Consider the following 11,999-nt stretch of genomic DNA (forward strand, 5'->3'; position numbering starts at 1 on the left):
ATGGAGGATCAGCATGAAGAAAAAGGTAAGAATCATTTTGAATGTAATGGCAGTTATCCTATTTGTATTAATTGTAGGTCTGGCGGCCGCATTTTACATAATAGCCGGAAAAGGAGGGTATTATGCTCTTTTTACAAGCAAGGACCGGACAGATATCATGGAAGCTTTCCGTTATACGGACGATAACGGAACAGTTCTTCCATACCGTTTATACCGGCCCGCAGAATCGGGGGAGAACTATCCTCTTGTGCTATTTTTGCACGGCAGCGGTGAGAAGGGAAGTGACAACGAAAAACAGGTACAGGTAAACAGTGTCACGGATACACTGCTAAATGAAAAAAACCGGAAAGAGTATCCCTGTTATGTGGCAGCTCCCCAGTGCCCGGAAGGTGAAAAATGGTCTGTAAAACTCGAAGAGCCAGGCAGTTTCTCGGAGAATACGGAAGAGCCGCTGCTGGATGCAGTCATGGGGCTGGTGACCGAATTGGAATCGGAATATCCCATTGACCCGGATCAGATTTATATAGTCGGTATTTCTATGGGCGGCCATGCAGTATGGAATCTGCTTTCGCGTGAAAATGATACTTTTGCAGCAGCGGTATCTGTGTGTGGCTGTGGAGATCCAATGCAGGCAGAAAAAGTGAAAGACATTCCCCTATGGTTATTTCATGGAGCTAAAGATTCTACCGTTCCGGTCCACTACAGCCGGGATATGGCGGAAGCGCTAAAAAAAGTTGGGGCGGAGAATATCCGTTACACGGAATATCCGGGCGAAAAGCATCAAAGTTGGGAGTTGGCATACAGAGAGAAGGATTTATTTCCATGGCTGTTTGCGCAGCGGAAAAAATAGTAAATTACAGGCTGCCCTTATAGCTCCCCTCTTCTGTGAATCATTCATACTAGTAGTCTGTTCTTCAAGTCCTTGTGCATAGAGTACCTGATATTCGCGTCAGGTGTGCGATTGCGAAGCGACGGCGTAGCGAGTCCTACGGCTAGCTTCGCAATCGTGCACCTGGCGTGAATAGCGGGTGCTATATGCACAAGGACTTGGAGAACAGACTACTAGTCTCCCGGATACAGCTCAAGCCTTCGTAACTTTTACTCCTGTTTCAATTACCTGCCCGACTTATACGCACATACTGTCAGAGGCTCATACCAAGCTCTCAATAACTACAGGCTCCGACAAAAGTCCGGCCGCTGCCAGGCGGTAGCTGTCCGTCCAGGCATCCCCCGCCGTCCGCCAGGCGTCCGGGCCGCACCATTTATCCTCACTGTCCGCCTGGTGTAGGGCGCCGAACGCATTCTGTCTGGAGATATACGCGGTTATCTCAAGCATATGTTCCCCGGCTGCCGGTCTGCCCAGTTCCGCCTCATAAGGCGGATAGGCCAGCGCTCCAAAATCCTGCCCATCCATCCGCACGTGCAGCACATTGGCCCGGTAATGCGGAATCCGCACCCGCAAGTCCCCGCCTCCGCTGCATAGTCTTATCCGGTAAGTGAGCGCCCCTCCATAGAAAGCAAGTCCCTGTCTCGTAATATCGTCAAATCCTATCTGCTGCGGAAAAGCCGTGATCCGTTTCCTGCTTCCGCATACCTGCACACCGAAGTCCCCCAGAAGGTAGCACCATTCCGTGTTGGTACGCTTGCCGAACGGGATCGTAAGCTCCAGTATATTAGCACCTTCCCTCAGCCTGGGAAGAGGAATCCTGCGTATGGCCCGATCCACATACCAGCCCGCGTCGCAGGCCCTCACTTCCTCCCCGTTCCAGACGATCTGCGCCTGTTCCGGGTGCTCGATGGCCAGATAGGGACTCTCATATGCGATCTCGCTTTCCACCTGGAAGCGCAGATGGAGTTTATGTGATATCACCTCTTTTTCTATGGTCCAGGGCTGCGCCAGCGCCGCCCCTCTCCTGGGCCAGCCTAATTTTTTTCTGCAAAGATTATCTGCCCGGAAAAGCTCGGTTTCCCCGCTAAAATCTTCCTCGTCCAAATGGAACCAGGCTTTATCAAGAACCAGCACATTTGGCTCCGACAAGGTAAAAGAGGTCAGGGCTTCTACCGGCAGCCGCCGCTCTTCTCTTCCGCTGCCATCGTATTCATCTGCTTTCATCCCAACAGCCCGATTGCCATCTACAGGATTTTCTGCCGCACTATTGTCTGCGGACTCTACCGGAAGAAGCCTCAGCAGCAAGCTGTCGTAATCATAAAAATAATAGGTAATGACCGTGCAATTATTTTCGTGGCGGAAGGCAATGGATTCTTCTTGTCCATTCTGGGTATTGAATAGAACCGGTGCATAGAGTCCTTTGATCCGCAGCCTGATTTCTCTCTTTCGGGGGATATCTTTGTTATAGGGCTCGGTTCCCCGGGCAATAAACAGCCATTTTTCCTGTCCGTCCATCCGAAGCTGATACAAAAGATTCGTAGTCCGGGTTCCGTCCGCTTCTCTTAACTCCACTTCCCGGAAGTCATCTAAGGCAGCCAGAAGGTCCTGCCGTTCGAACATAATCACCTGTCCCGCCTTATCCGCCTGATCATAGAGGGCTGCAGGCCGGTCTGAAACTACCGCGTCCATATAGCGGGGGCATTTTCCCATGAATATCAGACGACCGCCCTGATCCCGGAATTTTTCCAATCTTTCCAATGTGCTCGCGCGCAGAGTCTCACACTCGGGAACCACGACGGCATCGTAGCTCATTTCTCCTACCTGCAGCGGCGCTTTGCCCTCCGGGCACTGGAACGGCAGCTGGGACTCGCAGATATAATCAAAATCAATTCCGCCGAACAGCAGCCATTCCGTCACATTTTCAAAGTTTTCATCCATCTGCTGCCGGATATCCGCCGTCTGATCGGAAGGCCCCCAGTGCAGCCAGTAGCTCTCAATCGGATGTATCACGCCGACCCGCACGACTGCTTTTCCCCTGGTCAACGCCGTGTTCACCCGCGCGAAATGATCTTCCACATATCCAAACTCCCGATACCAGGGAGACTGATATCCGAAGGTGGCCGGGAAATCCCTCTTGGCCTCGCCTTCCATAGAAACCCAGGAAAGATGCGGTACCCGCAGGGTAACCCCAAGGGCCGCCTGCCAATCTCCATGCAGCTTATAATCCCGGAAATCCGCAGTCCAGCCGGTCACCCCATATAACTCGCTCATAACGCCTTCCCGGCCGCACTGATGCGCCATGGACTGGGCCTGTATCACGGTGGTATATTCCAGATCCCAACGAAGCATATCCACGCCCGGGATGTCGATGCCACGGTAGGAACGCATCGCTTCCCCAAGAGCCGCGCACTGGGATTCAAGAGTCGGCTCCTCCATCAGATGTCCCGTTAACAGCAGATGATTGCTGCGGCACCATTCCCCGTAAGTATCGGCAAAGGCCGAGGTAAAGCGCTCCGCCACATGATCGTGATAACGGTATCTGGTTACAGACACCCCCTGATCCGGCAGTTCCCAGATCAGTTCCGGCAGCTTTTCGATCAGGCTGCCGCCATAAGTTTCGTGATACGTATCTTCCAGATCGTCGGTCCAGGGCAGCGTCACATCCATTTTACTTCCGGCAAAGTTCAACGTATGCTTTCTGGAGAATTGGGGTTCATCGGTAAAAACTGCGGGTACAGATTCCCCGAAGTCCTCCCCGATTCTGCTTTTATAGCGCTCATGGGTCACTTCCAGGAACCGCTCCACAGCCCGCTTGTCCAGGGTATTGCTGTAGGTCTGGTTGTTGTACCAGGGATTGGGCTGGGCGGTTTCCAGATAGGCATACCATACATCTCCCCTTTGTTGTTCGCCGTCCTGCAGCAGCCGGTATCCGGCCAGGCATCCCTGCCGGTCCAATTCAATCTCATATCGGGCCAAAAGGGTCCCCTTGCCATTTCTAAGGGGCTGCGACAGGAAACCGCCCGGTGTTTCCATACCTCCCAGCTCTTCATAGGACCAGGGCGTAAACAGCAGATATTTCTGCCGGTACTGCTCATCCTGCGTCACGATTCCTCCGGCCGCGCCGGAAGACCAGCGGTCCTCATCATAGAGCCAGGCCAGCATCCGCCTCTTTTTGGCTTCCTCCACACATTCCTGCACGATCTGCATATATTCCTCACTCAGATACGGGGTATCCATTCCGGTTCTCACGTGCATGAAAAACCCGCCGAATTTCATCTCCTGGAGATCCCTTATCTGCCTGCGCAGTTCCTCGGTATCCAGTTTACAGTTCCAGGACCAGAAAGGGGCAGCCCGGTATTCGCTGGTGGGGTTTTGGAACAGCTCCTGTGAAAATGGAGTGTTATAAGACTGCTTATACAACATATGTTTGTCTCCTTTAGGTGCAATTGGTGCAATTTGGGACATGTCCAGATCGAAACGGACATGTCCCAAACCGAAATGGACATGTCCCAAATCGATCTTATGGTATGACTTTATAAATAACTGCCTGGGCGGCTTCCCGGTTGGCGGACAGGATATAATCCGCATCCGCGCCGTTATAGATCATGGCGTTGCTGGGGCCCGCGTTCTCATCCACCGTGTGAATCCGGAATTCCTGCGCATCCGCATCCCAGGAGATCAGGAAGAGCTGTTGCTTTCCCCTCCTGCAGCCGCCGATGAATACCGGCCGGCCATTCAGGCTGCCGCTTTTCACTACATGGTAGAATTCCGTGACTTCCGGGTGCTCGAACACCTGCCGGTAACTGCCGTTTTCCTCTTTGTAGATCCGATAATAGCAGCCGTGGAATTCCTCGATCACCGCCAGTTCTTCCACACCGTCCCCGTCAATGTCGATCAGGTCGATATCGCTGGCGGCACGGTCTAAGATCTTCTCAATGGTCCAGTCGGAAACGGCGCTCTGAGGGGGCGTCACGCGGAATACGCCTTCCCGTCCGGCGATGTATGCGGTATCCTTGCCGTCCGCTGTTTTTTTGCAGAAACCATGATTCTGGTGGATCTCCACCGGAAGGGGGGTGAGTGTAATCCCGTCGTTCAGATCTTCCGGCAGCTTGGCCACATAGAGATGGCCGGGCAGCGACCAGTCCTCCCGCGTGGCTTTGTGATCCGCCAGTGTCGCACAGATCAGATAGTTACCGTCCGCGCCGGTGAGCACGTCAAACCGGTGAAGATAGGGAAGGGTAAATAATTCCTGTACCCGGTATCCGTCCGCTTCTTTCCGGCACCAGACCAGTTCCGCTTCCTCCCAGTCGTACAGGCGGTAGAACTTCTGTACCGCCAGGAAGCCTTTTCCTTCCCCTAACGGCACCATGCTCATGGTTCCGCCCGGTTCCTCCCACACGGTCTTCTTTTGTTCAAAAGTGCCGCAGTCGAAGGCCACACAGCCGCCGACTTTGCCCTCAGTGGCAAAAAAGGCATAATCTATTTTATCCTCCGGCATTACGGTGACGCTGTAACACCGTTCCATATCTGTCAGGACTTTTTTCTGAAATTTCATCTTTACCTCCCTCTTCCGCCGGATTACAGAATCGACCGGAACGGAGTGTTGGGTTCTTCGATAAAGCAGTCGGAAAAACCTCTGTCATGATGATACTGGCGTTTTTCCTTGTCGGCAGGGTATACATATTTTCCCCCTACCTCCCAGATAAACGGATGGAACTGATAGTTCAGACGGTATTTTTTCATCTCGTAGAGCACTTCGATCTCCCGGGTGTCTGCCATGAAATTCGTCCATACGTCATAATGGATCGGAATCACCACCTGGCAGTTCAGGGCTTCGCCCATCCGCAGGATATCGCAGGAAGTCATCTTGTCCGCGATCCCCACAGGATTCTCACCGTAGGAGCCAAAAGCCACATCGATCTTGTGGTCCTTGCCGTGTTTTGCGAAATAGATGGAATAGTGGCTGTCGCCGCTGTGGTAAATGTTGCCGCCCGGGGTTTTGATCAGGTAATTCACCGCTTTTTCGTCCATGTCATCGGGGCAGGTATGCCGGATGTCCTCTTCCCCGTTGGTGGTAACCAGACAGGTTCTGTCAAAGGATTCCAGGGCTAAGATTTCAATATCTTTGATCTTAACGCTGTCTCCGGGTTTCACTTCGATGAAGCGGTCCTCCGGAACTCCCCAGGAACGCCACAGCTCGATGGATTTCTTCGGCCCGATGAAGGGGACTTTCTCCTCCACATTGCGCAGCACCGCAGCCGCGTAGTTGGGATCCATATGGTCCTGATGATAATGAGTCGCCAGCACCGCATCCACATGCTTTACCGCGAAGGGATCGATCACAAAGGGCGTGGCCCGCAGGTTCGGCTGCAACAGCCTTCCGCCGCACATGTTCGCCATCTGGTGTCCCTTGGCCATGTATTTATTCTGCTTGGACCTCTTGCCGTTGCCGCACCACAGGTCGATGCTGATGTTGCAGCCGCCCGGGGTTTTTACCCACAGTCCGGTGCAGCCAAGCCACCACATCGCCACGTTTCCGGGCTGAACTTCCTCTTCCTCAATTTCTTCATTTAACCAGGTTCCCCATTCCGGGCAGCTGCTCATAATCCAGCTTTCCCTGGTGATTTCGTCTATTTTTGCCATAGTCTGCCTCCTCATTTCTTTCATTCTTTATGCGCTCTTCCATTATGTAAATACAAATATTACTATGTCCGATATGTCCGATTACACCGTCTTACATCACTTTGTGCCCTGCCGCTGTGCATACAGAGCTAATTTAGCAAAGAAATCCTCCAGTATGTAGCGGCTGTTCACGCGGTGGTATACTTTGATCTCACGGTTGTCCGGCTCCTCTGTGTAGGTCATATCAGGCCGGATACCAGGCGCTTTTCTCCATTCATATCCAAACAACTGGTCGGCCAGCAGCACCCCGATCCCCGGCGAGTCACCCAGGCACCAGAATTCTCCGGTCCGGTTGGTGGCCATGGAAGCGGACGTATGACTGCACTGTTCCAGCTGCTCAAACAAATATCCGCCCAAGATCCCGCACCCTTTTACCTTGTACTGAAGCTCCGCCATAGAAACCAGTACTTCCGAATAGACATCCCTGGGGATCTGCCACAAAGGCAGGTCGGAATGCATGACGGTCTGCGCCGCCAGAATATCATTGCTCAGATTATATTCAAAACCACCGTAGGGATACGCCCCGCCGCCGATCCAGATACAGGTCAGCTTCCGGGCGATGGACGGTTCGCAGATCCAGGCCAGGGCCATATCGGTCAGCGGTCCCATACACACCACGTATAACGGCTCCTTTGTATCTTCCCGAAGCGCTTCCTCTATGATAAACCGCGCGCCGTCCGATGGGGGCTTCTGTCCCGGAACCGCTGCAACGCCGTCCGTGATCAGCTGTCCGTTCCGCTGTGTCAAAGGCTTACTTGCGCCCGGATGAGCCAGCCCCTCCGGTAATCCCATCAATTGTAAAATATGCTTTAATTCCGTATCACTATCCTGCATACTGTGGGGGCTTCGCACACTGCCAAAGTGAGCGGCCACGATCCCCCGGTTGTCAAATTTGGGGCTGAGCAGCGCATGTATGATCGCATAGGGATCATCGGCCTCATTTTTTACATCGGAATCGATAATCAGCCGGATTCTTTTCCCTTCCGGTATCTTATAGTCGTATTCATCGTAAATCATTGTCACGCCTTAACGGCTCCAGCCATTCCTTCCACGAACTGACGCTGGAACACAATGTAAATAATCAGGATTGGTATGATGGAAACCAGCACACCTGCGCTTAACAGACCGTAATCCGTACTGAATTCTCCCATAAAGCTCAAAAGCCCGTTGGGTACCGTCTTCATGGTATCCTTGGTAATCAGTACGCTCTGGAGTAAGAATTCGTTCCAGGTGTTCAGGAAATCCAGGATAAACATAGTCGCCACTGCTGGTTTTGCTACCGGCATGATAATGTTGGCGTAAAGCCTGTATTTTCCGCATCCGTCGATGGCCGCCGCCTCATCCAGTTCATTCGGTATGGATCGGAAAAATCCGCGGAAGACCAGTGTTCCCAATGGAATTCCAAAACCGATATAGGTAAAGATCAGGCACAGATATGTATTATTCAGATGCAGTCTGGAGTACATAATATTTAACGGAATCAGCGCCATCTGTACCGGCAGCATCATTCCGACCAGGATAAAGATAAACAGCGCGTTGCTGTGGGGAAGCTTCATTCTGGTCAATGCAAATGCGCACATCGAAGAGATCAGCACTCCCAGCGGAACCTTGATCAGACATACCATGATACCGTTTGCCATGAATCTGCCGAGATTTCCGTTTGTCCAGGCTTTCGAGAAGTTACTCCACTGAATCGTATCCGGGATGGAAAACAGATTCAGGTTTGAAAAGAATTCACTGGTGCTTCTGATTGCAGACAGGAACAGCATGACCAAAGGAATGACCCAGATCAACGCTACCAGTGTCAGCACGATATAAAAGAGGATTTTCTTAATACTTTTTTTCTTCACTTTCCACCGCTCCCATCTAGTCTTCTTTTGTGGAGTATATTACATACGGAACAATGATCACCATCATGATCGCCATCATAACCGTAGCGACAGCGCTTCCTGCCCCCAGGCTATTGTAAGAGAAGGTCTGGTTATACATGTACGTGGCCAGTGTCTGCGTGGCATTCGCCGGCCCGCTGTCCGTCATTACATAGACAATATCGTACACCTTCATGGATGCGATGATCTGTGTTGCCAGTACGATTACAAAAGTTTCTTTCAGCATCGGAACGATAACCCGGATGAACAGGTTGAACTTTCCGGCTCCGTCAATTCTGGCCGCTTCCAGGACATCCGACGACATAGTCTGCAGTCCTGCCAGGAAGTATAACATCGGCTGCCCAAGGCCCTGCCACAGCGCCGCGATGAACACACAGTACAGCGCGATTTTTGGATTGGACAGGTAGGCGCCCTTTAAGGAATCCAGTCCCAGCGCGTCCAGGAATGTATTGATCATACCGAAGTTGGGGTTATACATCCATTTCCAGATAATACCTACGATGATCCAGGACAGCATGTAGGGGAAATAGAAGATCGACCGGTAAACGATACGCCCTTTAAAACGATTATTCAGCACCAGTGCCAGGAGCAGCGCCAGTACCACTGTGATACAGACGGTCAGGACGATCCATATGATATTATTTTTCAGGGCAATCCGAAAGACCGCGTCGTTGGTAAATAAATTCACATAGTTTTTGATGCCTATGAATTTTTTCTCTGAAATTCCGTTCCAGTCAAAAAAGCTTAAGATCACGGAATAAAAGGTCGGAAAAACAATGATGATAAAATAGATGATCAAAGCCGGAGCCAAAAAAGATAGTGTTTTCAGCCGTTCCTTCGTCTTCAACTTGTGAACCTCCCATCTGTGTTAATACGCGGGCCTTTGCCCTTCAATAGGACTCCTATTGAAACAGCAAAGGCCCTGCATATATTCATCTGCCTATATTACTTATTTGCCGCTTTGTAAGAATCAATGGCAGCCTGAATCTGCGCACCTGCCTGAGAGGGTTCGATGCTTCCCAGCAATACCGCCTCTTCCGTAGCGAATACAACATCCATGATTTCGTTCGGAACGTTCTGGTCGGTGGTGGTATAGCTTCCGGCTTCGTCGATCATTTCCAGAAGGCCGTCTGCCAGTGCCATGGAATCGGAAAGTTTCGCGCCTGCTACAGCGGTGGGCTGCTCAATGGATGCATGGGCTGCCAGGCTTTCGTCACTGTAGTAGTAATCCCAGAACAGCATAGCTGCTTCAAACTGGTCATCGGTCAGGTTCTTGTTGAACTGTGTAGTTTTTACATAGGAAGAGATTCTTCCGGTTTTTCCATCCTGTCCGGTAGGCAGTGCAAAGAAGGAATACTGGGATGTATCATATCCGTTAGCCACTACGTCGGAGGCCATACCGGAGTTGTCCATTACCATGGCGCTGCTGCCGCTGAATACATACATTTTGGCGTTGTTGGCGTCTTCTGTTACATATCCGTCGATGAAGTAACCTTTGTCGCCCCAGTCTTTTAATTTTGCAAATGCATTAGTCACTGCTTCTGATTTGGACCAGTCTGCTTCCAGAGCGTTCAGTGCGTCATGCTCTTCCGGTCCTGCGTAGTACTCAAGCAGAGCTTCCAGATATCTGAAAATGTGCCATCCGCCTGTGGAGAAGGAAGCCTGGCCGTTTTCTTTCAGAGTTGCGCATACCTGTTCCAGTTCTTCAAATGTAGTCGGAACCTTCAGGCCGTATTGATCAAAAATGTCTGTCCGGTACCACAATACTAATCCGGTGTAAACCTGAGGGAAGGCAATGATCTTGCCGTCATCTGTTTTACACAGGTCCAGAGCGGACTTCACATATTTGTTTTCCCAATCGTGTTCTGCTGCATAGGCGGACAGATCGTAGCAAAGGTCAGCGGACGCATAGTAATTCGCGTAATTATAACCGCCCCAGTTGTACCACATATCCGGCAGGGTTCCTGAGGAAGCCGCTACCTTGGTATTTGTCTTGATATCATCCGTTGAATAGAAGGTCGGCTCGATCTTGATATTCGGATACAGCTTTGCAAAGTCTGCAATTACCTGCTCGTCCGCATCTTTGTGCCAGGTAGGAGACCAGAAGGTCAGGGTTACTTCTTTATCAAACTTCGCGCCGTCTGCGGAATCAGACGCATCGGCCGGAGCCTGTGTCTGCTCTGCGGCAGGCTCTTTGGAAGCCTCGGGCTGTGCTGCTTCCTCTTTGGATCCGCAGCCGGCCAACATAGAAGCCATCATAGTCAAGACTAATGTACATGCTAGTAATCTTTTTTTCATTTCTTTCCCTCCTGCGTTTTCGCATTTCATCAATTATTATTTCATTTTTTTGAAACAGCAGCCTTATCCGGCGCCTGACAAAGCCTTGCTGTCTCCCCACAGAATCATTTGGCGAAATTGCACATTTGCTCAATTCTTTTGCCTTTTCTCCAAACGTATTGTAACATTTTCTCACTTATTTGGCAACACGCTTAAAAAATAAGCACATATGTTACTTTTTTACTGCAACATTTGTGCTTATTTCAAGCATTTCACCTCATTTATGACAGTTTGACCATTTTTTCCGCCGTCGAGCTGTCCGAAATCAGCACATCCACGAAGCCGCCCTTGATCGCTCCCAGCAGAGCTTCCGCCTTCACCTCACCGGTGGCCACAACAATGACTTCCTTTATCTTACGGATATCCTCCAGTTCAATCCCCACACATCTGCGGTTCCAGGCATTGTCCAGAATCTTACCGTCCTTATTGAAGAATCTGGCCCCCAGACAGCCGATGGCTCCCTGGTCCCGAATCTCATCGAACATCTCTTTCGTCATATACCCCAGCCATGGATTGGAGTCCGTTACCTTCTCAAGCGTACCGATACTGGTGAGAACGATATCCGCATGGGTAGCCAACGACAGGGTACTCGCCACATTCTTATCCTTCATGATCTGATTCTTCACGTAAATATCCGGCACAAACAGCGGGGAATTCAGCCCGTAGACGATCCCTCCGTATTTGGATGCCAGCCGGTTGGCGATATTGTCGCTGTTGCTCATCAGATTCGTGGTAGCCGCCGATCCCATAATCTGTACGATATCGATGGGGATCTCCTCCACATCGGTGATCGCCTCCACTGTCCGGCGGATCGTCCCGCCCCAGGAGATTCCCACGATCATTTTCCGGTTGATCTTTTCTTTCAGCAGCGCCGCCGCCAGTTTTACCACGCCGTCCCTTACTTCCTCTTCCGTCTTCTGGCCGCTGTTGTAGAGCTGCACTTCCTTTAAATGAAACCGCTCCTTTAAGCGCTCCTCGAAGGAGTGATTCCTTTCCAGGATGTGATTGATGCGGAATTCCACCACCCCCATCTCATGAGCCTTTTTCAGAATTCTGGAAATCCTGGCTCTGGACAAGTACAGTTGGTTCCCGATCTCCTCCTGCGTCATATCCTTCTCATAATACATGGAGGCCACTTCCGTCATAAGGCTTAACTGCACCATTTCCTTCTTGTTCATCTCATTCCCCTCCTTACCGCGTTT

The 11,999-nt window shown here is 51.1% G+C and carries 9 protein-coding genes; 1 reads left to right on the plus strand and 8 read right to left on the minus strand.

The genetic code is table 11. The annotated features are described in order from the left end of the window. Positions 1-13: 13 nt before the first annotated feature. Complete coding sequence (locus tag KTH89_RS14295; protein ID WP_158346990.1) at positions 14-850, plus strand: carboxylesterase family protein; 837 nt, start codon at positions 14-16, stop codon at positions 848-850. A gap of 300 nt (positions 851-1,150) precedes the next feature. Here KTH89_RS14295 and KTH89_RS14300 read toward each other — a convergent pair whose 3' ends face one another. The 8 genes from KTH89_RS14300 to KTH89_RS14335 all read right to left on the minus strand — a co-directional run bounded on the left by KTH89_RS14300 (position 1,151) and on the right by KTH89_RS14335 (position 11,975). Next, positions 1,151-4,312, minus strand: coding sequence for a glycosyl hydrolase (locus KTH89_RS14300; RefSeq protein WP_238722157.1), 3,162 nt, complete (start codon positions 4,310-4,312; stop codon positions 1,151-1,153). A gap of 97 nt (positions 4,313-4,409) precedes the next feature. Further along, entirely contained in the window at positions 4,410-5,444 is a 1,035-nt protein-coding gene (locus tag KTH89_RS14305) for a hypothetical protein (protein WP_238722158.1), read from the minus strand. Between the two features lie 23 nt (positions 5,445-5,467). Next, positions 5,468-6,532: an L-ascorbate 6-phosphate lactonase gene (gene ulaG / locus KTH89_RS14310; RefSeq protein WP_158346993.1), complete on the minus strand. Its 1,065-nt coding sequence runs from the start codon at positions 6,530-6,532 to the stop codon at positions 5,468-5,470. 96 nt (positions 6,533-6,628) lie between these two features. Beyond that, positions 6,629-7,588, minus strand: a complete 960-nt coding sequence (locus KTH89_RS14315; protein ID WP_238722193.1) for a nucleoside hydrolase — start codon at positions 7,586-7,588, stop codon at positions 6,629-6,631. A gap of 2 nt (positions 7,589-7,590) precedes the next feature. Continuing rightward, a complete protein-coding gene (locus tag KTH89_RS14320; protein ID WP_238722159.1) occupies positions 7,591-8,421 on the minus strand; it encodes a carbohydrate ABC transporter permease in 831 nt (276 codons plus the stop codon). Positions 8,422-8,437: 16 nt separating this feature from the next. Continuing rightward, positions 8,438-9,307, minus strand: coding sequence for a carbohydrate ABC transporter permease (locus KTH89_RS14325; protein ID WP_158346995.1), 870 nt, complete (start codon positions 9,305-9,307; stop codon positions 8,438-8,440). A 98-nt stretch (positions 9,308-9,405) separates the two neighbouring features. Then, positions 9,406-10,758 carry an ABC transporter substrate-binding protein gene (locus tag KTH89_RS14330; protein WP_158346996.1) on the minus strand — a complete coding sequence of 451 codons (1,353 nt, stop codon included), beginning with the start codon at positions 10,756-10,758 and terminating at the stop codon, positions 9,406-9,408. A gap of 260 nt (positions 10,759-11,018) precedes the next feature. Next, positions 11,019-11,975, minus strand: coding sequence for a sugar-binding transcriptional regulator (locus tag KTH89_RS14335; RefSeq protein WP_158346997.1), 957 nt, complete (start codon positions 11,973-11,975; stop codon positions 11,019-11,021). Positions 11,976-11,999 lie beyond the last annotated feature (24 nt).

This window comes from Diplocloster agilis (assembly GCF_019042275.1).
Lineage (GTDB): Bacteria > Bacillota > Clostridia > Lachnospirales > Lachnospiraceae > Diplocloster > Diplocloster agilis.

What these genes read in the sequence shown, in the direction of transcription:
- KTH89_RS14305 (WP_238722158.1), bottom strand. Translation starts at nt 5,444, where the DNA reads ATGAAATTTCAGAAAAAAGTCCTGACAGATATGGAACGGTGTTACAGC.
- KTH89_RS14295 (WP_158346990.1), top strand. Translation starts at nt 14, where the DNA reads ATGAAGAAAAAGGTAAGAATCATTTTGAATGTAATGGCAGTTATCCTA.
- ulaG (WP_158346993.1), bottom strand. Translation starts at nt 6,532, where the DNA reads ATGGCAAAAATAGACGAAATCACCAGGGAAAGCTGGATTATGAGCAGC.
- KTH89_RS14330 (WP_158346996.1), bottom strand. Translation starts at nt 10,758, where the DNA reads ATGAAAAAAAGATTACTAGCATGTACATTAGTCTTGACTATGATGGCT.
- KTH89_RS14315 (WP_238722193.1), bottom strand. Translation starts at nt 7,588, where the DNA reads ATGATTTACGATGAATACGACTATAAGATACCGGAAGGGAAAAGAATC.
- KTH89_RS14300 (WP_238722157.1), bottom strand. Translation starts at nt 4,312, where the DNA reads ATGTTGTATAAGCAGTCTTATAACACTCCATTTTCACAGGAGCTGTTC.
- KTH89_RS14335 (WP_158346997.1), bottom strand. Translation starts at nt 11,975, where the DNA reads ATGAACAAGAAGGAAATGGTGCAGTTAAGCCTTATGACGGAAGTGGCC.